This window comes from Streptomyces sp. NPDC007971 (assembly GCF_042958635.1).
Lineage (GTDB): Bacteria > Actinomycetota > Actinomycetes > Streptomycetales > Streptomycetaceae > Streptomyces.
In genome coordinates, this window is the sequence record NZ_JBIBJK010000025.1 from 18,377 (window position 1) to 42,737 (window position 24,361).

Sequence of the window (24,361 nt, forward strand, 5' to 3'; positions counted from 1 at the left end):
TTGACTGTCTGCTGGTGCTGGTCGGAGGTCAGATTGTGGCGAGCCTCCACCGCTGGTCCGTCTTGTTGCACCCAGATGGAGGCGAAGCGGGGGTCGTTGCCGTAGCCGCTGACGCAGATGGGTCGGAATCCTCTGCCGAACAGGTCGTTGACTGTCTGCTGGTGCTGGTCGGAGGTCAGATTGTGGCGAGCCTCCACCGCTGGTCCGTCTTGTTGCACCCAGATGGAGGCGAAGCGGGGGTCATTGCCGTAGCCGCTGACCCAGATGGGCCGGAATCCCCTGCCGAACAGATCGTTGACTGTCTGCTGATGCTGATCAGAGGTCAGATTGTGCCGAGCCTCCACCGCCGGCCCGCCTTGTTGAAGCCAAACCGAGGCAAACCTAGCAGCACCTGCCTGCGCCATCTTGGAAACTCCTCCCGCAACCAGCCATTTTGGATACTTCCTGGACTTTGGATAAGTAACTGTCGGTGTTCGCTCGGCCCTGACTCGGCGTTTTCGGTGAAGTCATTCACAGAGCGTCTGCCGGCCTAGAGCTCCGTGAACACGATGTTAGTTACAGAAGCTCTCGAATTCTTGCAGCATGTCGTTGAATACCTCGGTGTCGTCGATGACCATTCCTTCGAACAGGCTGTAGGACCCCTCGGCGTCGATGCGGTGCAAGCGCTCCACCTGACCATTGAGCCCGGGCGTGCGGGGCATGATGTGGACGTGGTTGATGCTCGTGTCCAGCGCATGCCATCGAGGTGTCCTCCGAATGCGCCCACCAGCCTGCCGCCGGAGTTTGAACAGGGGGATCCGCAGCCCGGGCATCGGACGTTCCCGTGGCGGCCTGACCAGCAAAATCCACCTCGCCTGTGACGGCGTCGGCCGCCCGCTCGCCTTCACCCTCACGGGCGGGAACACCAACGACTGCACCCAGTTCACCGCGGTGATGGAGGCGATCCGGGTGCCCCGCGTCGGCCCGGGACGACCCCGCGTGCGGCCCGCCCATGTCCTGGGCGACAAGGGTTACAGCTCCCGGGCCATCCGCAGCTGACTCAGGCGGCGCGGCATCGCCCACACGATCCCCGAGCGGGCCGATGAGGTCCGCAACAGGCTGAAGCGCGGCAGTCGAAGGCGGGCGTCCGCCGGCCTTCGACAAGCAGCTCTACAAGCGACGCAATGTCGTGGAACGCTGCTTCAACCGCCTGAAGCAGTGGCGCGGCATCGCAACCCGGTACGACAAGACCGCCGAGTGCTACCCAGCAGCTGTCGCCCTGTCATGGCTCCTGATGTGGGCGTGACATTTGACGACAACTCCTACAGTAGTGGCGGCCGCACCCGGGAAGCATCAGGCCGCGAGATCCGCGGGCAGAGCGGCCTGCACGGTGCCCGATTCGATACAGGCGGTCTCACCTATGGCGAGTGCCTCCAGGCCGACCAGGATGCGTGTCCGGATGGTCGGCCATACCTGGTCGAGGAACTGGAGCGTGGGCAGTACGCGGACCGTGGCACGCGGGTCGCGGTACACCAGTTCCTCCACTGCGGCGGCCGTGGTGGGCGCGGCCGCCAGGACGTGGGTGATGACCTTGCGACGGCGCTTCTGTACCCAGTCGACGGCGACGCGGCGGAGAAGCTGCAGGCCGTTGGCTGGGCCGGACAGGACCCGGTGAGCGGCTTCTTCGAGGGTCTGCCCGTCATGCACGCCGCCGACGGGCAGCATCAGGGTCCCCTGCAGGTCGGCGACAGCGGGGCAGTCCGGTCCGACCGGGACCAGGAGCGCGACGCCGACCACCGGCGGCCGCCAGTTCTCGAAGGCGGCGCGGCGCCGAACGTGCCCAGCATCTTCAGGAGTTCGCGGCGTAAGTCACTCGGCAGACTGCGGCGAGGTCTCTTCGACCACCCACTTCAGGTAGGCCTCGGATCCGCCGGTCACCGGGAGGGTGATCCATTCCGGGACCTCGTAGCTGTGCTGCTCTGCGACCCAGGCCTCCAGCTCTGGAAGCGCTCTGTGGTCGTCCTGTACGAGATCCGCCACTCCTGGGCTGTCTCGATGGCACCCTTCCACCAGTACGTCGCCGCAAACGGCTGATCAACGTGGGCGCAGGCAGCCAACCGGCTCTCGCCCGCTCCTGGTCGTTGATGGTCGTCTGCGCAATCACGATGTCGCTGGCCATGCAACTGCCCTTCCAGGTCGGTGAATCTCGACACTACCCAGCGGCCGTCGCGTTCTCGAAACGGGTGGTGGGCTGGAGACTTGCGGTGTCAGAGGAGCCGCAGGGAGCGGAGCCGGTCGGCGATGCCGTAGGAGCCGAGTTCCAGGGCGCTGATGTTGCCGATCCGCTCCCGCCAGACCACGAACTTCGTTTTGATCTGCTCTCGGTGTATCCGCAGGTACGCTACGGCAGGCCGTAGCCGTACAGCTCGTTCCTGGTCGGGAGCGGGCGCCCCGCTCGGCCGCCGCCTCGCCTGGTGCCCCGCCCGCGAGCGCCGCGATGGTGGCGAGGAGACCTGCATCCGTGCTCTCCTCTCAACAGCCGCCACCGAGCAGGGCGTTCAGCATCGGAGCATCGCGCCTGGCGGTGCGGGCTCGGTAGTCGGCGTCAGCGCGGTCATGGCCGGTCCCGGGCGCCGCACGGTTGGCTGAGGCCTGTGTGGTCGGGGGCAATGCCGGGCGCGCGCCTTCCGAGGCGCGGCCTCCCCGGGCGATGCGACTCCTGGGTCGCGCCGCCGGGCTTTTTGGTTGCGCCGTCGCGAGGTGAGGAGGTCCTGGGCGGCGGTCACGAGGGGGGCGCCGTGGACGCGCAGACCGGTCGCGGCCACACAACCCTGGGCGTCGCTGCCGGTGGCGACCGCGCAAACGCCGCAGGACCGGTCCCGCAAGGGGGAGGCTACTGGGCTCAGGCGTCGGCGGTCAGCGGGGCGGTGGCTTCCCAGACGAATCCGTCCGGGTCGATGAACGAGCCTGCGTCGCCGGAGAGCACGAGCCGGTGCGATCCGGTGCCGTCGGCGGAGACACCAGCGTCCTTGGCGAGAGCACGCCGCTTGTACAGGGCCAGCTTGACGAGCCCCGCCCCGGCGGCGAACTCCACGTACTTGCCGCCGAAGCTCTTGCCCACGGCGAGGCCCTGCTCGACGTAGAACTGCTTGCTGGCCTTCACATCCTCGACGCCGATCAGGAGCACGAGTTCGTCGAAGTCCCGGGTGACCGGGCCGGTGTGCTTCTTCGCCGACGTCGCGATCTTCCAGATCGTGCCGTCCGGGGCCTGGACGACACCGCCGTAGCCCCACAACGACTTCGAGGCGGGCTTGAGGGCGACGGCTCCGGCGTCGAGGGCGGCGCCGATGAGGGCGTCGACGTTGCCCGGCTGGGGCACGACCAGCGACAGCGTGAAGCCGCGGAAGCCGCTGGTCGGGGTCGCGCAGGCGCGCAGGCGCAGTCGGGACGAGTCCAGCCCGAAGGCGGTGGAGTAGAAGAGGGCGGCGGCCGTGGTGTCGGCCACTTCGAGGGTGATGGATGCGATCGAGGTCATGTCGTCGACGGTAGGTGAAGCCGGGTCACCCTAGCTTCTCGAAAACTGACCGCTTCGGAGGCAGGTCCGGGAGCAGCCCGGAAGCAGCCCGGAAGCAGCCCGGAGGCAGCCCCATGGGAGGCCCCCGACGCGATCGTCTTCTGCCCGCCACCCCGCCACCCTGCTGCGCCGCGTCCGCACCACCCCACCACCACACATCCGCAGCACCCCACCACCCCACCACCCCACCACCCCATCACCCAAGCACCCCTCCGCGCCGCCGACTCCGAGGCACGGTCGGCGTCGCGCAGGCGGGCCGCTGTCCGGCGTACCGGCCGCGAGTGGGCTCTGCGCCGCCCGCCGGGATCCACCTGCGAAGGCGGCCGACCGGGCTTCGCGGTGGGGCATGGGATCGGGTGGTCATGCCCGCCGGGCAGGGCCGGCGGGAAAAGCCGTAAGGCCTGCGAGCTGCGCTGTGTTACGGTCCCGATGCCGGCCGCGGGACTTTGGTGCGACTTCCGGAACCTGCCTGTAAAGCAATGATTCGCAGCTCGTGCTTCCACTCCCCGGCCGGCCTCAGGGGGATACATGAGTGAGCGGGTTGGGGCATGGAGTCGTTCGGGGATCTGATAGCGGCTGACGATGTGCTGCTCTTCATCAATGCTGCGATCACTTCGACGGGCCAGCGTGAGTTCCATTCCGACGAAGGGGTCCAGCGGCTCTCCCTCGACTTCCTGCACGCCTACATGCTGGGCAACTACCGCGACCTGTACGCGGGTGCGCTCGCCCTCGACATCAACGACCACAACGCCGTACTGATCATCCGGCGGCTGCTGGAGACCGCCGCCGAGGCCACCGCGGACCAGCGTCGCAGCGAAGGCCGTCTGATCGCCGGCCGGCTGGCCCTGCTGCCGCCGCAGCGCGTCTACGGGCTTTTCCGGTACCTTCGCCGCGCGGGGGTCAACAACCGCCGCACCCGCGCCCTGCTGCGGGACTGGCTGGCAGCCCGGCCCGACCTCGCCTTCGACGCCGTCAAGTACCGCAACGGCCTCAAGCAGGCACTGCGGCACGCACATCTGGCACCCGGCGGTGCGGAACTCGGCGCCTTCCTGTTCGCGCCGCAGAGCCGTACCCACTACGACACGCCGATCCTCGAGGCCTGGCGCCGTGCCCATTTCGAGCAGGCCGCCGTTTACGAGCTGCCTTACACCGTTGCCGAGGGCTTTGCGGCCAAGCACGGCATCCCACGCGGCGTCTTCCTGGAACGCATCGCTCCGCGGCTGTCCCGTCTGGAGAGGCTGCGGCTCCAGCGGGCTGCGCACCAGCAGGGTGCCGCGGCCGCGGAAGCCGTCGGGACGGACCTGTCCCGCATGCCGCTCACCCGGCTGGCCGGCTATGTGCTCTCCCTTCCGGCCGCGGAGCGGGTATCCCGCCGTGAGGAGCTGACCGGCGCGCTGCGGACGGCGGCCGTGCGGGTTGCGGGCGAACACCGGGGGAGCTGGGGCCGGGTGACTGCCGTCCTGGACGACAGCTTCTCCTCCTACGGCTCGGGGGTGAAGCAGCAGCGCCCGCTAGTCGTAGCCCTCGCCTGCCACTATCTCCTCGAAGCGCTCGCCGTCCGCTACACGGGCCTGTGGACGTCCGGTCGCGGCGACGCGCTGCTGGCGCACCCCGTCGGACCCACCCCGCTGGGCGAGCGGATCCTTGATGCGCTGGGCACTTCCCCGCAACGCCTGGTGATCATCTCCGACGGCTGGGACAACGCCCCTCCGGGTCTGGCGGGCGAGGTGCTCCGGGTCTGGCGGACCCGACTCGATACGGACCGCCGCACCAGCGTGGTGCACCTCAACCCGGTGTACGACGCGGCGGGCTTCGACGTCCGCCGGCTGTCGTCGAGTGTGCCGACCGCGGGCATCCGCGACGCGGAGGACTTGCCCGCGCTCGTTGAGATCGCGCAGTTCGCCGAGGGCCGCACCGGGCTGGCCGAACTGAGAACCTACCTCGACGCCCGGGCGGACCGGCTTCCCTCGGTCCCGCGGCAGCGAGCGGAAGGGAGCCCGCGATGACACCACACGGACAGGGCGCCGTTGCGCCGGTGACGCGTTCCGCTCCGGATGCCGGACCGCCGCTGACGGGTGCCCTCCGGGATGCTGCAACGCCGGTGCCGCGTGCCGGCCTGCTCGACGGGCTCTCCGTACGCCCTTCCCAGGTCTGGGGCGCGGTGCGGCTGGTGCCGCTGGTGCGGGCCGAGCCCGTTCAGGACCTGCGTCTGCATCCGCGGATCTACGGCGGGCCGGGCGTGGTGGACCTGACCGGGGGGCGGCATTACCTCTCCTACATCCCGCACGGATTCGTCGCGGAGTGGACGACGGACGGCTCACCGGCTGCCGCCTACGGCACGCAGCTCACCGGCGGACAGCAGGGCCGGCCGGTCGAAACGCTGCGGCTGCACTTCCACCGCAGGACGGCGCGCCGGGAAGCCAGGAACCGGCTGCGTTTCCTGCCGCTCCACCTCGCGCTGGAGGGCTATCTCGCGCTGCACTTCGGCGGGCCCGCCATCGCGTGGGAGGAGTGGTCGCGACAGGCCCTGAGCCAGGGACTGTCCCCGCGTGTGGAGGCGGCCTACCTGGGCGCGGACGTGCCGGGGCTGGCCGACGCGCTGCGCGTCTTCGAGATCCATCCGGGACAGTGCGGCGTTCTGGTCTATGTCGCCGACGCGCTGGCCGCGGCCTTTGTCGTGCCGCACCCGGAGGACTACCGCACCCTGCACCCGTCCTTGGTGCAGGACCTCTACGGCGACCTCGTCCACCACTACGCGACCCTGATGCCGCCGGTGCCGGACTTCCGCGCCGACATCACCGGCCACGGGATCCGGTCCCTGGGCGAGCTGAGGGCCGCCGCAAGGCAGCAGACCGCACAGTGGGCGGACTTCCACGACACGACCATGGCCGCCGGACTGCTGGGGCAGGACAGCACCTGGGAGCAGGTCTACCGGATGAACCGCTTCACACTCTCCCGCTTCCTGCCCCCGTTCCGCCCCAAGCACGACAACCACATCGGCGAGGCGATCACCGACGAACTCGGCCGCACCGTCTACCTCAAGACCTTCCGGCTCTCGGAGAACCAGGTGCGCCGCGGCCACCTGCTCAACCGCCTCGCCGCACACGACTGGCGTCTGACCGACACGGCCGCCGAACTCGGCCTGGACGAGGCCCAGCTCGGCCACCGGCTGCAGTCGGCCGGCTTCGGCCACCTGCTACGGCAGGACATCCTCGACCGCTACCGCTACCGCTACCGCTACCGCAGCCGGAGACGGACCGACAGCAGGTGACCTGACCACCAGGTGGTTCAGGGTACGACGGTGGTGAGGTGCGACGGCCCCCTCCGGGGCTCGGCCGGAGGGTGAGGCAGCCGCGCGGAGTCCGATGATCCGCTTGGCCGGACAGCCGGACAGCCGGACAGCCGGACAGCCGGACAGCCGGACAGCCGGGCAATCAGGCAATTGGGCAAGCGGGCTATCAGGCACAAGCCGCCGGACAACGGCCGGACAAAGCCGGGGAACGGCAGGGCGTGCGCAGGTGCGTGGCCGGGATCCGGGCTGGATTCGTCGTCCGTACCAGCGGGTGAGGTTCCCGGACGGGACAGACACGCTGGCCGATTGTTGCTCAAAGTAACGGCGTGGTGTCGTGTTGGCTGACATCATCGGCTCTACTCGCGGCAGTTCCCGACGACAGGTGCGCGGCGAGAGGGCTGGGCGCTGGTGTGACTTGCCGAGAAGGAGGCCTGCTGGGCTTGCGCGCGCTGACGACGGCCCGGTCTGTCCGTGGAATGTCTTGGGGGCGCCGTCGATGAGTTGGTCTCACCCCGCCTGGCTGGCTGATTACGTGTTACCGGCAGCTGTGAGCGCGGTCATCGCGTGGGTCGGGCTGGCGCGTGAGTTCGCCGGCAAGGGGCGGCTGCTGGGCAGCTGGGCGTCGGCTGCTCTGATGCTGCTCGTGCTGGCGCTGATGGGTGCGGTGGCGGCCGGGGCGGTGCTGCTACTGCCGCACGCGGCGTCGATTCCTCCGGTGGTTGCGGGCGCCGCGACGGGTGCCACCGCGCTGCCCCGGCGGAAGCAGGACGAGACGGCGCAGCCGTACGTGAAGTTCATGACCCTGGGTATCGCTCTGGCCCGGGAGCGGCTGGTGCAGCGTGTGCACCTCGACGCCTGCACCTGGTCGGACGGCTTCCTGCGGGGCATCGAAACCTCTGCCCAGCTCAGGGTGTTCGTCCACGACCTCAGGCTGTACCTGCTGGAGCGGCATCCGCTGACCGCCCAGACCAAGACGATCAACGCCGTCTACGCGGATGTGGAGAAGGCGGTCGACGCGGCGCTGGACGTGCAGACCGGTATCGACGAGGCGTGCCGTCAGGCTCAGCGTGAGCCGAACGGTGATGAACTCATCGCCCGGCGGCAGGCGTTCGGCACCGCCCTTGCGCAGTGCGGACACCTGCTGCGCTTTGCGTACGACCACGGCCGCCGGAGCGAGAACGAAGAGCTCCGGACCCTGCGTGCGAAGGCGATGTCGAACGACGCGTTCCACAGTCCGGCGCTGCCACCGCAGCGCCGCTGGTTCGACCGCTGGCTGACCCGCTGACACAAGGCCCGGAACGTGATCCGGAGCGGTCGGGGCGCGAGGGGGAGGCGGAAGTGCTCGGCCCCGACGGTCACTGTCTGGCGGGGACCCCACTGCTCCTGACGGATGACGCGTCCGTACTGCTGCAGGCTTTGGGGTCCGCCGGCTGCGGTCGGGGACGGAAGGTGATCTGGACGTCGGCGTCCAGCGCCTCCGCTACTGCGGCGAGCGTCCGGACCGTCAGATTCGCATCGTCCGACATGATCTGACTGACGCGGCCTGGGCTCACGCCCATCGCCGCGGCCAGATCGGAGCGGTTCTTGCCCAGTCCTGCCAGCAGGCCGGCCAATGAGGCCGTGGCCTGCCTCCCTATCCGGGACGCCGCTAAGTTCGTCCGGCTCTCGTCACGAGCGAAAATGCCCATGACTCACCCCCCAACTCATCGAGAGACAACGCTTGTTGCCACTCCATCAGGATGCCACCTTTAGCTATGACTAAAAACTGGGTCGGTGGAAATTCTCTGCCACGGTCCCCCCGTTCAAGACGCTGACCTGCAGCGATATACGTCATGAAGCGGACACGAAGTCACCCTGACGGGTCAGTCCGCCGCGTGGCCTGTTCCGGTCCGGCTTCGGTGTCCGGACGGACGTCCTGCGCGGCCGGTCCGGCCGGAGTCCGTGTCCCGGTCGTCGCGGGCGCAGGCCGCCCGCCGTGAGCGTGCTGATCGGGCGCCGGCCGCTGTCGGGCGCCCTCACCAGGCTGGATCATGGGTGATCGGGTTGACGATGCGGCCCCCGTCGGACGCTTCCGTCGGCGGGGCATGGGTGCTGGTCCTCTTGATGTGCTCGATCGCTCGTCCGAGCCGCGCCGCCTGCGGATCGTCGCTGTGCACCAGGCGGGTGACCAGCTCTGAGGGCGCATTGCGTGCGGAGGACATCAGTTCTTCGAATGCGGGATCGGCTTCATGCATGGTGCCTCCGGGGCTTTTGGGCTGGACGGGGCCCGGCCCGTCGAGGTGCCGGAGACGCAGACCTCATCCGGGCGTCGGCGGTGCGTTGTCGACGGGCGGTACCCTGTCCGACGATAGCACTATGTGTCGTTGATTCGCTACTGTGTGTCACGATCCAGGAGGAGAGATGGGCACCGCCCCGTACGTCACACATCGCCGCGCCGAGCGCCCTGCCGCACCTCACCCGCCCCCCAGTCCCGTCCGCGTACTGGTCACCGATCTCGACGGCACCCTCCTGGGGGGCGATGACCGCGCACGCCGAAGGCTGCGCCACCTCCTGGACCTGCACCCGTGCATCACCGTGGTCTTCGCCACCGGCCGTTCACTGCACTCGGTGCGCTCGATACTGCAGAGCGATCCGCTCGTGCCGGCACCGCGATGGATCGTCGCCGATGTCGGGGCCAGCGTGATCGACGCTGCCGACCTGGGCCATGTCTACGCCCTGGAGGCCCGGTTGCGTGCCGGCTGGCCCGGCACGGACCGGGTACGGTCTGCCTTGGAGGGCTTTGCCGGGCTGGTCCACCAGGACGGAGTCGTTCAGGAGGGGCGGTGCTCCTATTACCTGGCCCCTGAGCGCCTTACCCCGGCGCTCAAGGCGGCTGTGGCCGGGCTGGGCTGCTCATGGACGTACTCCGCAGACCGCTACTTCGATGTCCTTCCCCTGAACGCGGGCAAAGGAGCAGCCGTGCGGGAACTCGCCCGCACGCTCGACTGGCCCCTCTCCGCCCTGCTCGTAGCAGGCGATTCGCTGAACGACCTCTCGCTGTTCGACCTGGGTGCCCATGGCGTGATCATGGGGAACGCCGAACCTTCCCTGGCCACGCGCGTACCTGTCGGCAACCGCGTGCATCGCCCGGCACTCGACGGCGCGGCGGCGATCCTGTCGGCCATGGAACACCTCGGCTGGATCAGCCGGCCCTCACGGGTGGTGGTCGGCTACCACCGCCCGCCCTTGCAGTGGTCCGACGGCAGATGGCGGACCCCGGCCAGCCCCAACGGCATCCTGCCCACGCTCACCTCCGCCCTGGACCCGCGCTCCTGCGGTCAGGACGCCGTGTGGGCGGCCGCCCTCGTCACCGACCAGGACACCACCCCACCGCCCAGCCCGAACGCGCCTCGCGCACGATGCATCTGTCCGGCACCGCCCACCGCGCTGTCACTTGCTCTGCTGCCCGTGAAATCCGACATCTGGGCGAGCTACTTCCACGGCGCGTGCAAGGAGACGCTGTGGCCGGCGATGGTGTCCAAACCGCAGCTGATCCGCCACGATGCCCGTCACTGGGCCGACTTCGAGAAGGTCAACGCAGCCTTCGCCGACCACATCGACGCCCACGCCGCCCACGGGGCGACCGTCTGGCTGCACGACTACAACCTGTGGCTCGTCCCCGGCCTGCTCAAACCGCGCCGCCCCGACGTCAACATCGGAATCTTCCACCACACGCCGTTCCCCACCCCCGACACCTTCCGCCGGCTCCCCGCGGCCGATCAACTGCGCACCTCGCTCGCGCATCTGGACTGGGCCGGCTTCCACACCGCCGCCTACGCCGACAACTTCGAACGGCTGCTGGAGGGCACCCCATGTCCTCCCCGTACAGGGGTGCACCCGCTGGGCATCGACCTCCGGGCGATGGAAGCCCACGCCGGCACACGCTCGGCACGGCGCCGTCGCCGAAACCGCGGGCAACTGGTGCTCTCCGTCGAGCGGCTCGACTACGCGAAGGCACCCGTGCACAAGATCCGCGCTCTGGCGGCCCTCCTCGACCAGGCGCCGGAGTTCCAAGGGCACGTGCGATTCCGGCTGATCTGCCCGCCCCCCGAACCGGGCATCCGTGCCTACGAGACAACCCGCACGGAACTGGAGCGGACGATCAACGACCTCAACTCCCGCTGGAGTAGCCCGGCCTGGCAGCCCGTCGACTACGTACCCCGGTCACTGGCCTTCCCGCACATCGTCGACAACTACCTTGCGGCGGACGTGTTCTGGGTGACGTCCCTGGCCGACGGAATGAACCTCACGGCACAGGAGTACATCGCATGCCTGGCCGCGGCCGGACGCAGCGGCGTTCTCGTGCTGTCCCGACGAGCGGGCGCCGCCGAACACCTGGGCAGGGCTGCACTGCTCACCGACCCGGACAGCCCGCAGAACCTGGTCGACACCCTCCGCCAGGCCCTCACGATGAGCCCCGAGCAGCGCCGCCTCCACATCGCCCGCCTCGCGGCCTGCCTGACCACGCCGACCCCGGCCGACTGGACGCACACCATTTTGAAGGCGATTCCCGGATTCTGAAGGCGATTCCGACGACCGCAAACTTGCCTGGACGTCCCGCCCCGTGACGGCGAGGACGACCAGGACAACCCCGATCACCGCTTGCCCGACTCCGACCATCTCCGACCGCGTCCGGCCCGCCGCCGCCCCATCTCTGGCCCGTAGCACAACTACATGAGAGTTTCGGGCCGTTCGTCAGCGAGGTGACGTGCCGTCGTGAATACTGACGCCCCGATCCGGAATCCAGGGGGGATCCATGGCTAAGAGGCCTGTTCCGAAGCACCTGACGATCACCATCGACTTCGACCTTCAGACCGAAGGGTCGACGGTCCATTACCAGCGCGCCCGCACGGCTTACGGGGCGGCTGTCAAGGCGGCGATCAGTGAAGCGACAAGGGTGCTGCCGTCCAACAGCATCAAGGCGATCACGAGCGAGATCGACTGGTCGTACCGCTGGCAGCGGGAGGGCGATGTCCACTTCACCCGCCCGGATGCCGACGACACCACCCACTCGGATGTCGAAGAGGAGGAGAGGCAGTGGAACGATGACTCCCTCTTCTACGACACCGAGAGCGGCCGTTGGATGAGGACCGTGACAGTTCAGGGCGGCGATGTGGAAATTGTCGAGCTGGACGACTGAGGCAGCACAGCGAAGAGCCCCGACCCGCCCGAAGGAGAGCCGGGGCTCTTCTCGCTTCACGAAGCCGGGGAGCCGTCAGGGCATGACCCCGTGAGGGAGCCTGGGGGTGGGTGCGTGCTGGCCCACGAGAACATCGAGTGCGTGGAGGGAGGCGATCTGTGTCCCGGCGTCGTAGGCCGCCTGGATCACCTCGTCCAGGAACTCGTCTGTGTGCTCGTCGGTCAGCTCGCTGAGGCAGGGGAAGGCGCTGCTGTGTACGGCCGCTCCTCACGGAGCCTTGTTGTACGTCGCCCGGAGCCGACTTGTGGGCGCCATGAGGGAAGCCGGGCTCGGCGAGTAGGTCGTCCCAGTCGGGCAAAGGCGGCGGCCGAGACCGGGGTCCTCCTCGTGCATCCGGAGGCCGTCGTCGCCCGTACGTCGTTGATCATCGGCAAAGGTGGTTCCGCACACGAGCGTGCCGTCCACGAATTCGCCGCAGGCACCCGCGACGGTGTCCTGTTCACCGACGACATCCGCTGCCCGGTGCACGTCGCCGACCTGGCCGCCGCCTTTTTGGAACTGGCGTCGTACGACACGTCCGGCATCCATCACCTCACAGGACCGGCGCTCTGGGCCGTCACGAGCTCGGCATCCTCATCGCCAGACGTGACGCCCTCGACGCCTCCCGGCTGCCCACGGGCCTTCGGGCCGACAGCGCACTTCCGGTGCCCTCGACGTACGCCTCGACATCCGGGCGACCCAGCGGAACCGGCGCACCACGCTGCGCGGTGCCCACCAGTTCTGCCTCGCACCGACGTGACCGTACGGCCCGCCGACCCCCGCGGGGGACAGGGACTGCTCTGTCCGGCTCGGGCCCACCGCCACAGAACGTGCGTCCGAACCGAGCCGTGTTGAAGGGGGAGGCGGTCGGCATCAGGGCCAGGAGTACCGTCGGCAACCCATTTCATCCGCCCTGAGGATCAGCGAGGTCCGGGGGCACCCCACTCGTGGACGTGTGGGCGCCCCGGGCAGCAGCCCGGGGCCCCGTGTCACTGCGGCAGCCGCTTCTCCTATTGCCGCAGCGACGGCCTCCACGGACGCTCTGACGGACCACAGGGCCGCTGACCGTCACGTCACGTCCCCGTCCCCTTGCCGACCGGAGCTTGCAGCGAATAATTCGCGCACAGGACCCGCGAGCGCTGCCTCACCCTGTCAGACGCTTGCAGCGCAGGACCGGCGGATGACCGGGGTGTCAGCAACTCGTAAGGAGCGGCGCTCGGGCAAATCCACGCCGTATCGGTCAGAGCTGACCGGCCGCCGCGGTCGGCCGACGCCATCACGCTCCCCTTGGCGATGACGACGGCGACGGCGAATTCGATGACGACTGCGACTGCGACTGCGATGGCGAAGGTGCCGGAGCAGGGAGGTGCAGCACCGCGACCTGCCGACGGTCACGGGCTCACTGACAGGGGCATGCCCTAGGCTGCCCTGATGAGCGGGATGATCGATTACGGCAGGTTCGGGGAACTCCTCCGGCGCGTGATGCCGCGCTGGGACGACCGTGACCGGATGTCGGAGGACGAGTTCGCCGCCCACCTCGCCGACACAGCCCCGCGGTGGGAACTCCTGCGCCGTTTCCAGGAGGAGTGGGGTTACGAGCTGCCCGAGGACGCCGTTCCGTGGCAACGCTGGTCCGAGAGTGAGCACCGCCACTACCTGCGGCGTCTCAAGGGTGAGCCGGCCGACGAGGCGGGCGAGGACCCGTTCGAGAGCGTGGACCTGAGCCTGCCGGTCCCGGCCGCGCTGGACGAGTGGTGGGAGCTGCCGTTCAACTCCTTCACGCACAGCCCGCGCCTGTACTGGACGAACCCCGAATACCCGCCCACGCTGCGGCCCGACCCGGGCGGGTACGGCGTCGCCGACGGGCTGCCCGACGACACGGCCCTGGTACCCGCCGGGGCCGACCGCCGGGTGTGCGTGTTCAAGGCCGAGTACGAGTACTGCAACGAGTGGGGGTACCCGGCAGCCGAGGCAGGACTGCCCGACCCACGGGTGCTGGTCACCGTCTCCGAAAGGGAGTGGGTGCTCCAGGCCGGCTCCCTCTCGGAGTTCTTCCTGCAACTCGCCGTGCAGCGGCTGCCTGCGCACTACGGCTGGACGGTCCATGGCGACGACGACACCGAACGGATCGTGGCGTGGATCAGGGACGAACTGCCCACACTGGGATTCCAGCCGTGGCGCGAGCTCGGTCAGCACATCACGGTGTACGGCGCTCCCGACGCACTGGTGTTTCACGACACCGGGTACGGTGACGTCGAGCTGACCGTGCACGCGCGCACCGCGGAGGCGCTGGAGACGCTGGGCGCCCGCATGGGCCTCGACTGGTCCGACCGGATCCTGACGCCCACTGCGGTCGAGGAAGCTCCGAAGCCGATCGCGCTGCAACCCGGTGACACGGACGAGTCCGGCCGCTGGACGGTGCTCTCGACCTCCCCGGACCCCATGGGGTCCGGCATCGCGCGGCCCTCGGCCGGTGACGGCGCCGACTCCTGGACCGTGTCCGGAACGCTCGCCGTCACCAGCGACGAGGACGGCACCCTCCGGGCCCGTCGGCTCGACAGCGACGCCGATCCGGTCCTCGTTCACCAGCAGGCTGAACCCGCAACGGCCCTGGCCTGCATCGAACTTCCGGACGAGGGGCCGCTGGTCGCCAGCGGACACCGCGACGGGACGCTCCAGCTGTGGATGCCGGACTCCGGCGACGGTCCGCTTCAGGTGGCACGACAACGCCCGCCGCTCACCGGGCTCGCGCTCACCGCCTCCACCACCGGGACGGTCCTCGCCGCGTGCTGGCGCGACGACGTGGTGGCGCTCTGGGACATTGCGTCCGGCGAACGCGCGGACCTCGACCTCGGCCCCGGAATCACCACCGTGCATCTGGACGCCGACCTGCGTCTGACGGTCGGCGGGCCGAGCGGACGCGCCGTCGTCCGGCTCGACGCAGACGCACTCTGGCCGGCCCGCGAGCTCATGCTGCGGGTGATCTCCTTCGAGAACGCGACCTGTGCGACGGACGGCGACCCGGAAGACGTGCCCCGCCACCTTGCCAGACTGCTGTCGCGGGACACCGACGACGCACGCCGCGCGTTCGCCGAACTGGAGATGCTCCTGAGCCCTGAGCAGGGGCTGTGCTCGGCCGCCGTACTGGCCTTCGTGTATCTGACGCAGATCGGCGCGGCAGTCGGAGTGGGAGCACACCACTGCCACGTCCGGCGCCAGGCCCTCGGCCTGGCACTGCGCACCGTCAGGGCGATGGGCACGATAGGCACGAGGGACACGGCCGAGGAGCACTGGCACACGGTGGCCCGCGACATGCTTGCGGACATCGGGCCCGTACTCGCGGACATGCTCCAGGAGGAGGATCCCGTCACGCGCACGGCGGGCGCGCTGCTCGTCACGGCGCTGCGGCAATCGGACGACAGAGCCGACGGGCTGCTGCGGGTGCTCGCCGCCGGTGACTCCGATCCGGAGGTTGCGGCCGCGGCCGCACTGGCGCTGGGCGATGCCGCTGCTGTGGACGCGCTGGTATCGGTCGGCTGGGAACGGGCAGACGTGGACTCGTTGCTGCCGGGACGCTGACGCAGCCCCCACCTCCCCCTGCTACCAGGCGCCACTCCTTCCGCACGGACACAGCGTCCATGCGGATGCGAGTCGGCTGGGGGAGAGGCCGCGCAGGAGCACGACGGAGGCCATCAGAAATGCCCGGGCCCCACTGTGGTCCGGTGGTCCGGCATGCGCCGGGCCTGCCGCCTCGGGGTGCGGCCGACCCACCCGCTTCGTGAGAGGGGGCGCCATGCCCATCGGCTTGGCCGAGCCTGCGGTCACCGATGCCTGGCACCGGGAACTGGCCGAAGGCGGGGCGCCCGGCCCAGGCCGCTTCGATGTGCCCCAGCGGGCAGCAGAGCCACAGGCCGAGATCGTCGGCCCTCTCTGAAATAAGGATTCTGCTTTGAGCGGCACTGTTGTGTACAGTGGTCCTACCGACGCGGGGTGGAGCAGCTCGGTAGCTCGCTGGGCTCATAACCCAGAGGTCGCAGGTTCAAATCCTGTCCCCGCTACGAAAGCCCGAAGGGCCCGGCATCATCCGCCGGGCCCTTCGGCATATTCGGCCGCATCCTGTGATGCACGTCGGCCGAGAACCCCGCCCGATGTCCGCCCATCTCACCGTCAGCTCTGCAATTCATGCACTGGCTGGATCCGGACTGAACAGACTGGGGCACGTCGGCAACCGGGAACATGGCTGACGTAAATGCGGAGGAAATGCGGTGGCGGCGGGTTGCTCGGAGTGACTGCCCTGGCGCCCGCAGCCGAATTTCCTTCCTCGATTCCCGATGTCGCGCTCGCCGAACGCGGCTGAACAGGTCACCTTGTGATCGACGAGCGGTTCTGCGCCCGGGCGGGACGAGGAGTGCGGCACGTCTGAGCTCGGAGCAGCCCCTTCACCGGACCCTGAACCGACCTACCGTGGTCATCGAATACATCGCCAGGGCATGCGCGACTGATCTCGGACCGCTACTCCCACCGGGGATGTCCTTTCGGCGCCAGGGTGCTGTCCAGGCGGCGCCCCGTCGGACAGGCGCTGGTGGAATTTCTGTCAGCGGGATGCGCGGCTGCTGTGGAGGGCGGTGGTTGCGAGGAATCCTGTTGCGGCGGCAGTAAGGAGGGCACAGAGGGCGAGGAGAAGGGGATTGCGATGCATTGAGCGGCCTTTCTCACCGTGGTGATGGATGCCCTGGACAACAGCGGCGGTTCCGATTTCGGTTCGCGCAGGCCGCAGGTACAACCCGCATGGACGCACCTGCTCGGGGCAGCGGGTGCTGCGAGATGTGCATCGATCGGGTGCCAGGCACTGCTGCCTGCCGGCGGGGGAGAGGGACGATCACGGACGTCGGCCGAGGTCGGCCCTTCAGGTCGGCGACGGCCAGAGCCGCATGCCGTGCGGCTATCGGTTACCTCGATACTGGCTGGACGAGACAGCTCCTAGAGGCCCGCCCTGCCCGCGGATCGGGTCTGGCCCGGAGGCATGCCCAGGGGGCAGAGCGGGTCATGGCATGTTCGCGGTCGAACTCCGCGGGAGGGGGGAGTTGATGCTGGGTCAGGACGATGGCGTGGCAGGTTGACCGACCAGGAGGGACAGAAGCTGCAGCAGATCGTGCGCCGGGGCAGCACCAACTCGGTGCGTTACCGGCGGGCGATGAGGTTGCTGGCCTCGGCCGGCGGGAACCGAGTGCCGGTGATCGCGAAACTGGTCCAGGCCGACGAGGACACGGTCCGGGACGTGATCCACCGGTTCAACGAGATCGGCCTGGCCTGCCTGGACCCTCAGTGGGCGAGAGGCCGTCCCCGCCTGCTCAGCCCTGACGACGAGGACTTCGTCACTCAGACGGCCATCACCCGCCCGACCAAGCTCGGCCAGCCCTTCACCCGCTGGTCGATCCGCAAACTCGCCGCCTACCTGCGCCGCGTGCACGGCCGCGTGATCCGGATCGGCCGCGAGGCGTTACGGTGCCTGCTCGCCCGCTGCGGCGTCACCTTCCAGCGCACCGAGACCTGGAAGGAATCCCCCGACCCCGAGCGCGACGCCAAGCTCGACCGCATCGAGGAGGTGCTGGAGCGATTCCCCGACCGCGCCTTCGCGTTCGACGAGTTCGGCCCGCTCAGCATCCGCCCCACCGCCGGGTCGTGCTGGGGCGAGCAGGGCAGGCCCGAGCGGCACCCCGCGACCTACCACCGCACCCACGGGGTGCGCTACTTCCACGGTTGCTACTCCGTCGGCGACGACCCCCTGTGGGGCGTCAACCGCCGCAAGAAGGGCGCCAGCAACACGCTGGCCGCGCTCCGATCGATCCGCTCGGCCCGCCCGGACGGCGCCCCGATCTACGTGATCCTGGACAACCTGTCGGCCCACAAGAGCGAGCACATCCGGCGCTGGGCGAAGAAGAACCGCGTCGAGCTGTGCTTCACCCCGACCTACGCCTCTTGGGCCAACCCGATCGAGGCCCACTTCGGACCACTGCGGCAGTTCACCATCGCCAACTCCAACCACCCAAACCACACCGCGCAGACCCGGGCGCTGCACGCGTACCTGCGCTGGCGCAACGCCAACGCCCGCCATCCCAACGTGCTGGCCGCTCAGCCGCGCGAGCGCGCACGCTTCCGCAGCGAGAAAGGGCTCCGCTGGGGCGGACGCCCCCTCGACTCGGCGGCCTGATCAATCCAACGCGATGAAGTCGAACCAACATCAGGCCGACAGCAGGGGCGGGACTGGCCTCGTGATCGCGGCAGCCGGCAGCAGAACGTCAGGTTCGGCGCCGGGATCCTCGGAGATGACGAGGCCGGCCGCGTCGATATCGAAGCCGTTCGGCCAGATGGTCAGGTCGCTCGCCAGCGCGCCTTCCAGTCTCGCGTGCCGCAGGTCGGCACCGCCGAGGTCGCAGCCCCGCAGATCAGCCAATCGCAGATCCGCACGGACGAACACCGCCCCATGGGCCCGAGCTTTGCGCAGGTTCGCCTCCCTGAGGTCCGCACCGGAGAAGTCCGCCTCCCGCAGGTCGGCCTTGACCAGGCGTGCGCCGCGCAGATCGGCGTCGAGACAGCGGACCTGGTGAAGAATCGACGTCCCGAGTTCGGCATGCCGCAGATTGGCCTCGATCAGTGACGCCCCGCTCAGATTGACCTGATACACGCTCGCCGCTTCCAGGCACGTTCCGTCGAGGTTGACACCGTTCAGCCACAGCCCGTCGCAATCGGCTCGACGAAGATCGGTGAAGCTGACGTTCAGCCAACCCGGGCTGCGTTCCTGGGCAAGGACCCCAAGGCAGGTGAGTGCCACCTGCGCATCAGCGGCACGAGTCTCCAGCGGGCGCACCGAGTTGACGGACGCGTCCGCCGCCGGAGTGCCCGGCTCCTGTGGCGGCCACGGTAGGTGCGTCCGAAGGTACGCCGCCATGATCGAGACGACGGCCTCGTGGTCGCGGGCGGAGTGGTCCGCGATCCGCCACAGTGCGTAGATGCCGCCGATCCGCACGTCCAGCTTGTCACTGCCGAGCTGTTCCACTGCCCGGCTGAAGCGATCGGTGACATTGCCCTCCCGGGTGGCGTTCAGCCCGTCCTGGCTGACACGCAACTGCCGCCAGGTGGCGTAGGCGCCGAACAGGACGACCGCGCCACCGATCGCCTGAAGGAGCGTGGTACGCACGTTGTTCACCGCGTTCATCCGGTCCGCGGCGGCAAGATGGCCTCCAGCGAGATCGTGATCCACCACCATCCCTGGAAGGACCAGAAGCACGACTAACAGCACGGCCAGTGCGGCCACCCCGACCAACGCCAAGACGACCGCGCGAGTCGCACGCCAGCGGCTATGAACAGATCCCCCCATAGCCATCGGATCCTAAAGCAAGGCCGAACCCGGCGAACCTAATTCGTTCTCAGCAGCCCACACAGAGCGGTTGTCGCTCCAGCGGGCTGTTCGAGTACGGGGCTGCGACGCCTCCGGCGAACCGGGTTCGTTGAGACCTCCGCATAGAGCGGCGTGCAGCCCCCGTGCTCGTGGTGGTGGTCGCGTGGGCGTCGGACGGATTCCTGCACGAAGCCTGGCTTGAGAAGCCTTGAGCGAAGAGCGAAGCGCTCGCGCTTGCGTGATCGCCACTACCCCAGGCCTTGCTTGCTCGTTGACGTTGGTGGTGCGAGCCCGCTGCATGGTGACCTCTCGATATGCCCGAGCTTTGCGAGCTCCCGTCGAGACCGAGGCCCGTGTGACGCGCTGGTGCCACGAACGGCTAGTGAGGTGGCGGACCGGTCTTGTCGCCGAGTCCTGGAATTAGGTCGCTGCGTGGCCCGCATGCGCTCGTGACCAGCGCAAACACCCACGCCATGGGGAGGATGCCTTGATCTACTGCGGAATCGACTGGGCCGAGAGGACGCACGACGTCGCCCTGGTCGACGACTCGGGCCAGCTGCTGGCCAAACGCCACATCACGGACGATGCGGCCGGCTACAAGGTCTTGTTGGACCTGCTTGCCGAGTACGGCGACACCGAGGAACACCCGATCCCGGTGGCGATCGAGACCTCCCGTGGTCTGCTGGTCGCCGTGCTGCGGCAGGGCAAGCGGAAGGTCTTCGCGATCAACCCGATGGCCGCCGCCCGCTACCGCGACCGGCACAGCGTCTCCCGCAAGAAGTCCGATCCGGGCGACGCCCTGGTGCTCGCGAACATCCTGCGCACCGACATGCACGCCCACCGGGTCTTGCCCGATGACAGCGACCTGGCCCGCGCCATCGCTGTCCTCGCCCGCGCCCAGCAGGACTCCACCTGGAACCGCCAGCAGATTTCCAACCAGCTCCGCTCCCTGCTGCGCGAGTACTACCCAGCCGCCCTGGCGGCGTTCGAGTCCTGGAAGAACGGTCTCTGCCGCTCTGAAGCCCACGAAGTCCTCAAGCTGGCTCCAACTCCCACGCGAGCCGCTCGACTGACTCGCGCCCAGCTCCAGGCCGCCCTCAAGCGAGCTGGCCGCCAACGCGGCATCGAAGCCGAGACCGAACGCCTCCGTGAGGTCTTCCGCGAGGACTACACCCACCAACCTGCCCTCGTCGAGGACGCGCTCGGCAAGCAGATGCTCGCCCTCCTGGTCCAGCTCCAGGCCGCCTGCACGGCTACCGACGACCTCGCCCAGGCGGTGGAGGAAGCTTTCCCTCAGCATCCGGACGCTGAGATCATCCTCAGCTTTCCCGGCCTCGGCGTCCAGCTCGGCGCCCGGGTGCTCGCTGAGATCGGGGACGACCGCGGCCGTTTCGCCGACGCCCGCGGCCTGAAGGCATACGCCGGCTCCTCGCCCATCACCCGGGCTTCCGGCAAGAAGGCCAGCATCACCCGCCGCTGGGTCAAGAACGACCGCCTCAACCACGCCGGCTACCTCTGGGCCTTCTCCGCCCTCCGGGCCTCGCCCGGAGCCATGGCCCACTACCGTCGCCGCCGCGACGAGCACGGCGACTGGCACGCTGCCGCCCAGCGCAACCTCTTCAACCGCATGCTCGGACAGATGTTCCACTGCCTCCAGCGACGCGAACTGTTCGATGAGAACACCGCATTCCCAACCACCTTGGCCGCTGCGGCTTGACGACTTGGGGTCGTGAGGTGTCTATGCGGTCACAGCACTAGAGATCGACTTGCGCGGTACTTCCGACCGCGCAAGCACCTCTCAGGCGCCGGTGACCCCGTCGATCTGCTCGCGGATGAGATCGGCATGACCGTTGTGACGTGCGTATTCCTCGATCATGTGCACCATGATCCAGCGCAGGGAGACCCCCTGATCACCGACGTGACCGGCTTCCTGTTCAGACAGGTAGCCGGAGTCGTCCAGCGATGCGTCAGCGATCAGCTCACGGCCTCGGGCGACCTCCGCCTGCCACGCAGCCGTCGCCTCGCCGATTCCTCGTTCCGGCCGGAGCCCAAAGCCGTCGAGGTTGTTCTCCCCGAAGACCGGCGACACATCCTGACCTGCGAATACACGCTGGAACCAGTTGCGCTCCACCTCAGCCAGGTGCTGGACCAGACCGAGCAGCGTCATCGAGGACGGTGACGCTGCAGCAAGTCGTACCTGATCATCTTTGAGGCCTGAACACTTCAGAGCGAGAGTGGCACGGTGAAAGTCCAGCCATGCTTCCAGCATGCCGCGCTCGTCAGCATGTGCGGGCGGGACAGGCCGTCCATCGGGTGTCGTATTCATCGGCACACCATGTCACCAACCTTCGTGGCCCACAGCCATCTTCGCTGGCGACGAACGCGCGTCTTGCCCATCTCCCAAGGCGGGCCACTGACATCAAGAGTCACTGACCTCGACCCTGCGACGGCAGGCGGGTGGCTACTCGAAAGCCGGAGCAGCAGCTACCAGCATGCTGCCGATCGAACCCGCATCGGCGGTGGCGTTGGTGGGATTGACGCTGGATTCCTCCGCGACCGTCGTTGCCCAGCAATCTCCCCAGGTCGCCGCCCAGTCGCCGGCCAAGTCGCTGGTGGGGTCGAGGTCCTCGGGCCTGCCCGTGATGCCGTACGCGTCGAGCAGCCGTCGCTCGACTCCGAACGGTTCCCCCAGGGCGAGCTCCGGGTACTCGCTGATCCAACGTCTGAGGATCCGTCCGTGTTCGGCGATCAGCCACGCCTCCCCGTCGTTCTGCTCGCTGTGGAAGAACAGTTGGGCTTTGCCGTAGCGCGCGCTCAACTCCCGGCACCGGTTGGTGACGTGCGCCGTCCGATGCGGATGGGGCAGGCCGAAGTACGGTCCGACGACCAGGGTCCACCCCTGGACGGCGCGGGTGACGACGACTGTGGAGAACTGCGCCTCCTCGCTGTGTGCCACCTCGTCGATGAGTTCCACGCCGTGGGCCGAGGTGGTCTCCCGTACATGCGTCAAGCCGAGGGCCTTCACGACTGCGGCCCGGTCGACGGTCTCGACCGCGAGCCATGAGAGCCAGCAGGCCCGTACGGACAGTGTGGAATCGGGTGTCCCCATGGCCCGCATCGTAGGGGCGCCGACGCTCGGTATCCCGGCCACCCCCCCCCGGGTCTGGCCCAGGACCCCTGCCCGGCCCAGGGCCCGAGCGGTCGATCTCGCCGAAGCGGACCGGTAAGACTCCACCGCAGTTGAACGTGTTCAAAATTCCTGTCACGATGCGTTCAGCCATCTGGAGGGTGCTGGTCGAAAGGATCACAGTCATGACGAGCTCGCTTCTCACGCCGCGAGGCCGTGCCCGCACGCGCACGGCGGACAGGGGAACAGCTGCGGGGAGCACGGCGCCGACGCAGATTCTCGACTGGCGGCATCCGAACGTTTCCTCATTGCTCCGGCGGATCGACATCCCGCGGATCGACATCCCGGCGGATTCGGGGGACCTCTCGGGTCCCGCCCAGCGGATAGCGGCCCTGCGCCGGGCTCACCGATGGACCGCCGCAGCGGTCCACCCCGTGTACTCGGTGCAGGACGAGCGTCCCGTGTCGGAGGTGCTTCGCCGCCGCCGTGGCTCGTGCAGCCAGCGGTTGGCGGTTCTGGAATCCGTAGCGCGGGCATCCGGGGTGGCCACGCGAGTGCGTGGCCTGCTGGTGGACGGGACCTTCTGGTACCCGCGCTTTCCTCGGGTCCATCGACTTGTCCCGCACCAAGTGGTGCTCGCCTGGCCGGAGTTCCATCTCGACGGGCCGGCACCGACTGACCACCACAGCGCGCGATGGCTGCCGGTGTCAGAACTCTTCGGTGGTCTCGACGAGCTGAGCGAAGGCAGTGGTGGTGGCTTCACCAACATCGGTTCGGAGACACTCTTCGAAGCGTTGTCCAGAACAGCGATCGACTGGGACGGCGCGACGGTCTGCCCGGCCGCCGACACCGCGTGCGATCTCTCGGGCTACGTTCTGGCCGACCTCGGCCACTTCGACTCGCGTGACGAACTCTTCGCCCACCACGGCCAGACCCTCTGCGGGATGGCGAGAATGCTGGCCGAGCCCATCCTGAGTCGCCGCTCCGCGGGCGGGTAGGTGAGGTACATGAAGTCTGTCACCGTGTCAGTCGATGTCCCGCACACGCCCGAGCAGGTCTTCTCCTTCCTTGACGTCATGGCTCATCATGAGCGATTTACGAACCACTACCTGACCAACTGGCGCTTCAGCGGCCCCGATCGCGGCAGAGGATCGTGCGCCACGGTCACCGTCGCGCTGGGTGGCACGAAGACCGACGTGGCCATCGAGGTCATCGACGCCGACGCGCCACGGCGCATCGTCGAACGGAACGTCAGCGCGGCCGGCCGTCGCCTGGCCCACGGCACCTACACCATCGAACGGCAGGAGAACGGGGGGAGTCGCATCGCCTTCACATACGCCTGGGTGCGCGCGCCCGTCGCCGACCGCCTACTGGCGCCCGTTGTCCGAGCCACGATCCGGCGCGCCAACCGCACGGTCATGCATCGTCTGGCGGCCGAGTTGGCTCGACACGTGTCCGCTGCCGGATCCTGATGCCGAGTGGCCGGCTCTTCTGCCGGGCACGGACCGCGAGACCCACTGCATGTCTGCCGTCACCCGGGTTCGGGCCGGCCCTTGACAGGACCTGCGGACCGAAGGCTCATGCGACATCGCCGGGTGGTCGGCGCTGTCCGAGGGGGGCACCGCACCACACCTCGACGTGCCGGGCCAGGCCGGTCGACGGTCACGCAAGCACGCCTGTGCTCGTCGTTGCCGTGCGTGGCTCACTTGGGTTGTCCGCCCGGATCTCATCGAAGCGCCAGTGCCCGGCGGGCCAGGCACTGGCCGGTGGGT

The 24,361-nt window shown here is 68.7% G+C and carries 20 protein-coding genes, 1 tRNA gene and 3 pseudogenes; 14 read left to right on the forward strand and 10 right to left on the reverse strand.

All coding sequences use genetic code 11. The features are described 5' to 3' along the window. The coding region (locus ACFZCP_RS38215; protein WP_391438491.1) for a hypothetical protein at nucleotides 1-404 on the reverse strand (404 nt) is incomplete at its 3' end. A gap of 147 nt (nucleotides 405-551) precedes the next feature. Then, the gene (locus tag ACFZCP_RS38220) at nucleotides 552-701 is read right to left on the reverse strand and encodes a hypothetical protein (protein ID WP_391438493.1); all 150 of its coding nucleotides are present in this window, start codon (nucleotides 699-701) and stop codon (nucleotides 552-554) included. 88 nt (nucleotides 702-789) lie between these two features. Here ACFZCP_RS38220 and ACFZCP_RS38225 point away from each other — a divergent pair. Continuing rightward, nucleotides 790-1,285 (forward strand): annotated as a pseudogene (locus tag ACFZCP_RS38225) (IS5 family transposase); the annotation flags it as partial. A gap of 47 nt (nucleotides 1,286-1,332) precedes the next feature. Here ACFZCP_RS38225 and ACFZCP_RS38230 read toward each other — a convergent pair. The 3 genes and pseudogenes from ACFZCP_RS38230 to ACFZCP_RS38240 all read right to left on the reverse strand — a co-directional run bounded on the left by ACFZCP_RS38230 (nucleotide 1,333) and on the right by ACFZCP_RS38240 (nucleotide 3,514). Next, nucleotides 1,333-1,776: a hypothetical protein gene (locus tag ACFZCP_RS38230; RefSeq protein WP_391438495.1), complete on the reverse strand. Its 444-nt coding sequence runs from the start codon at nucleotides 1,774-1,776 to the stop codon at nucleotides 1,333-1,335. Between the two features lie 72 nt (nucleotides 1,777-1,848). Then, a pseudogene (gene cutA / locus ACFZCP_RS38235) lies at nucleotides 1,849-2,158 on the reverse strand (divalent-cation tolerance protein CutA). 723 nt (nucleotides 2,159-2,881) lie between these two features. After that, nucleotides 2,882-3,514 (reverse strand): glyoxalase, encoded by a 633-nt coding sequence (locus ACFZCP_RS38240; RefSeq protein WP_391438497.1) that lies wholly within the window; start codon nucleotides 3,512-3,514, stop codon nucleotides 2,882-2,884. A gap of 587 nt (nucleotides 3,515-4,101) precedes the next feature. Between ACFZCP_RS38240 and ACFZCP_RS38245 the strand changes: the two genes are divergently transcribed. From ACFZCP_RS38245 to ACFZCP_RS38255, 3 genes are all read left to right on the forward strand, one after another. Then, entirely contained in the window at nucleotides 4,102-5,559 is a 1,458-nt protein-coding gene (locus tag ACFZCP_RS38245) for a hypothetical protein (RefSeq protein ID WP_391438499.1), read from the forward strand. After that, nucleotides 5,556-6,824, forward strand: a complete 1,269-nt coding sequence (locus tag ACFZCP_RS38250; protein WP_391438502.1) for a hypothetical protein — start codon at nucleotides 5,556-5,558, stop codon at nucleotides 6,822-6,824. Before ACFZCP_RS38245 ends, ACFZCP_RS38250 begins: the two co-directional genes overlap by 4 nt. A gap of 568 nt (nucleotides 6,825-7,392) precedes the next feature. Further along, the gene (locus ACFZCP_RS38255; RefSeq protein ID WP_391438505.1) at nucleotides 7,393-8,130 is read left to right on the forward strand and encodes a hypothetical protein; all 738 of its coding nucleotides are present in this window, start codon (nucleotides 7,393-7,395) and stop codon (nucleotides 8,128-8,130) included. A gap of 70 nt (nucleotides 8,131-8,200) precedes the next feature. Here the strand turns inward: ACFZCP_RS38255 and ACFZCP_RS38260 are convergent, their stop codons facing one another. Together ACFZCP_RS38260 and ACFZCP_RS38265 are read right to left on the reverse strand one after the other, a co-directional pair. Beyond that, nucleotides 8,201-8,533, reverse strand: a complete 333-nt coding sequence (locus ACFZCP_RS38260) for a helix-turn-helix transcriptional regulator (protein WP_362700281.1) — start codon at nucleotides 8,531-8,533, stop codon at nucleotides 8,201-8,203. Nucleotides 8,534-8,860: 327 nt separating this feature from the next. Then, nucleotides 8,861-9,079 (reverse strand): hypothetical protein, encoded by a 219-nt coding sequence (locus tag ACFZCP_RS38265; RefSeq protein WP_391438510.1) that lies wholly within the window; start codon nucleotides 9,077-9,079, stop codon nucleotides 8,861-8,863. Nucleotides 9,080-9,245: 166 nt separating this feature from the next. On the opposite strand from ACFZCP_RS38265, the gene ACFZCP_RS38270 reads away from it, so the two are divergent. From ACFZCP_RS38270 to ACFZCP_RS38300, 7 genes and pseudogenes are all read left to right on the forward strand, one after another. Continuing rightward, nucleotides 9,246-11,405, forward strand: a complete 2,160-nt coding sequence (locus ACFZCP_RS38270) for a trehalose-6-phosphate synthase (protein WP_391438514.1) — start codon at nucleotides 9,246-9,248, stop codon at nucleotides 11,403-11,405. 235 nt (nucleotides 11,406-11,640) lie between these two features. Next, complete coding sequence (locus ACFZCP_RS38275) at nucleotides 11,641-12,024, forward strand: hypothetical protein (RefSeq protein ID WP_391438517.1); 384 nt, start codon at nucleotides 11,641-11,643, stop codon at nucleotides 12,022-12,024. Between the two features lie 354 nt (nucleotides 12,025-12,378). Next, nucleotides 12,379-12,823, forward strand: a pseudogene (locus ACFZCP_RS38280) (sugar nucleotide-binding protein); the annotation flags it as partial. A 671-nt stretch (nucleotides 12,824-13,494) separates the two neighbouring features. Beyond that, nucleotides 13,495-15,642, forward strand: a complete 2,148-nt coding sequence (locus ACFZCP_RS38285; RefSeq protein WP_391438520.1) for a WD40 repeat domain-containing protein — start codon at nucleotides 13,495-13,497, stop codon at nucleotides 15,640-15,642. A gap of 214 nt (nucleotides 15,643-15,856) precedes the next feature. Then, nucleotides 15,857-15,997 (forward strand): hypothetical protein, encoded by a 141-nt coding sequence (locus ACFZCP_RS38290; RefSeq protein WP_391438523.1) that lies wholly within the window; start codon nucleotides 15,857-15,859, stop codon nucleotides 15,995-15,997. Between the two features lie 50 nt (nucleotides 15,998-16,047). Beyond that, nucleotides 16,048-16,121 (forward strand) — tRNA-Met (locus ACFZCP_RS38295). A gap of 1,136 nt (nucleotides 16,122-17,257) precedes the next feature. Continuing rightward, nucleotides 17,258-18,274, forward strand: a complete 1,017-nt coding sequence (locus tag ACFZCP_RS38300) for an IS630 family transposase (protein WP_391438796.1) — start codon at nucleotides 17,258-17,260, stop codon at nucleotides 18,272-18,274. A gap of 30 nt (nucleotides 18,275-18,304) precedes the next feature. Here the strand turns inward: ACFZCP_RS38300 and ACFZCP_RS38305 are convergent, their stop codons facing one another. Next, nucleotides 18,305-19,378 carry a pentapeptide repeat-containing protein gene (locus ACFZCP_RS38305; RefSeq protein ID WP_391438525.1) on the reverse strand — a complete coding sequence of 358 codons (1,074 nt, stop codon included), beginning with the start codon at nucleotides 19,376-19,378 and terminating at the stop codon, nucleotides 18,305-18,307. Nucleotides 19,379-19,949: 571 nt separating this feature from the next. Here ACFZCP_RS38305 and ACFZCP_RS38310 point away from each other — a divergent pair. Further along, the gene (locus ACFZCP_RS38310) at nucleotides 19,950-21,179 is read left to right on the forward strand and encodes an IS110 family transposase (protein ID WP_391438530.1); all 1,230 of its coding nucleotides are present in this window, start codon (nucleotides 19,950-19,952) and stop codon (nucleotides 21,177-21,179) included. A gap of 81 nt (nucleotides 21,180-21,260) precedes the next feature. Here the strand turns inward: ACFZCP_RS38310 and ACFZCP_RS38315 are convergent, their stop codons facing one another. Further along, nucleotides 21,261-21,788 carry a DUF664 domain-containing protein gene (locus ACFZCP_RS38315; RefSeq protein ID WP_391438533.1) on the reverse strand — a complete coding sequence of 176 codons (528 nt, stop codon included), beginning with the start codon at nucleotides 21,786-21,788 and terminating at the stop codon, nucleotides 21,261-21,263. Nucleotides 21,789-21,923: 135 nt separating this feature from the next. Then, nucleotides 21,924-22,571, reverse strand: a complete 648-nt coding sequence (locus tag ACFZCP_RS38320) for a hypothetical protein (RefSeq protein ID WP_391438536.1) — start codon at nucleotides 22,569-22,571, stop codon at nucleotides 21,924-21,926. A gap of 203 nt (nucleotides 22,572-22,774) precedes the next feature. On the opposite strand from ACFZCP_RS38320, the gene ACFZCP_RS38325 reads away from it, so the two are divergent. Then, a complete protein-coding gene (locus ACFZCP_RS38325) occupies nucleotides 22,775-23,587 on the forward strand; it encodes a transglutaminase domain-containing protein (protein WP_391438802.1) in 813 nt (270 codons plus the stop codon). Nucleotides 23,588-23,596: 9 nt separating this feature from the next. After that, nucleotides 23,597-24,061 (forward strand): SRPBCC family protein, encoded by a 465-nt coding sequence (locus ACFZCP_RS38330; protein WP_391438538.1) that lies wholly within the window; start codon nucleotides 23,597-23,599, stop codon nucleotides 24,059-24,061. The last annotated feature ends 300 nt before the right edge of the window (nucleotides 24,062-24,361 follow it).

Bases quoted from the DNA above. Each gene is read 5' to 3' on its own strand.
- ACFZCP_RS38240 (WP_391438497.1), bottom strand. From the start codon at position 3,514: ATGACCTCGATCGCATCCATCACCCTCGAAGTGGCCGACACCACGGCC.
- ACFZCP_RS38325 (WP_391438802.1), top strand. From the start codon at position 22,775: ATGACGAGCTCGCTTCTCACGCCGCGAGGCCGTGCCCGCACGCGCACG.
- ACFZCP_RS38260 (WP_362700281.1), bottom strand. From the start codon at position 8,533: ATGGGCATTTTCGCTCGTGACGAGAGCCGGACGAACTTAGCGGCGTCC.
- ACFZCP_RS38320 (WP_391438536.1), bottom strand. From the start codon at position 22,571: ATGGGGACACCCGATTCCACACTGTCCGTACGGGCCTGCTGGCTCTCA.
- ACFZCP_RS38245 (WP_391438499.1), top strand. From the start codon at position 4,102: ATGGAGTCGTTCGGGGATCTGATAGCGGCTGACGATGTGCTGCTCTTC.
- ACFZCP_RS38275 (WP_391438517.1), top strand. From the start codon at position 11,641: ATGGCTAAGAGGCCTGTTCCGAAGCACCTGACGATCACCATCGACTTC.
- ACFZCP_RS38290 (WP_391438523.1), top strand. From the start codon at position 15,857: ATGCCCATCGGCTTGGCCGAGCCTGCGGTCACCGATGCCTGGCACCGG.
- ACFZCP_RS38265 (WP_391438510.1), bottom strand. From the start codon at position 9,079: ATGCATGAAGCCGATCCCGCATTCGAAGAACTGATGTCCTCCGCACGC.
- ACFZCP_RS38220 (WP_391438493.1), bottom strand. From the start codon at position 701: ATGCCCCGCACGCCCGGGCTCAATGGTCAGGTGGAGCGCTTGCACCGC.
- ACFZCP_RS38315 (WP_391438533.1), bottom strand. From the start codon at position 21,788: ATGAATACGACACCCGATGGACGGCCTGTCCCGCCCGCACATGCTGAC.
- ACFZCP_RS38285 (WP_391438520.1), top strand. From the start codon at position 13,495: ATGAGCGGGATGATCGATTACGGCAGGTTCGGGGAACTCCTCCGGCGC.
- ACFZCP_RS38300 (WP_391438796.1), top strand. From the start codon at position 17,258: ATGAGGTTGCTGGCCTCGGCCGGCGGGAACCGAGTGCCGGTGATCGCG.
- ACFZCP_RS38250 (WP_391438502.1), top strand. From the start codon at position 5,556: ATGACACCACACGGACAGGGCGCCGTTGCGCCGGTGACGCGTTCCGCT.
- ACFZCP_RS38330 (WP_391438538.1), top strand. From the start codon at position 23,597: ATGAAGTCTGTCACCGTGTCAGTCGATGTCCCGCACACGCCCGAGCAG.
- ACFZCP_RS38270 (WP_391438514.1), top strand. From the start codon at position 9,246: ATGGGCACCGCCCCGTACGTCACACATCGCCGCGCCGAGCGCCCTGCC.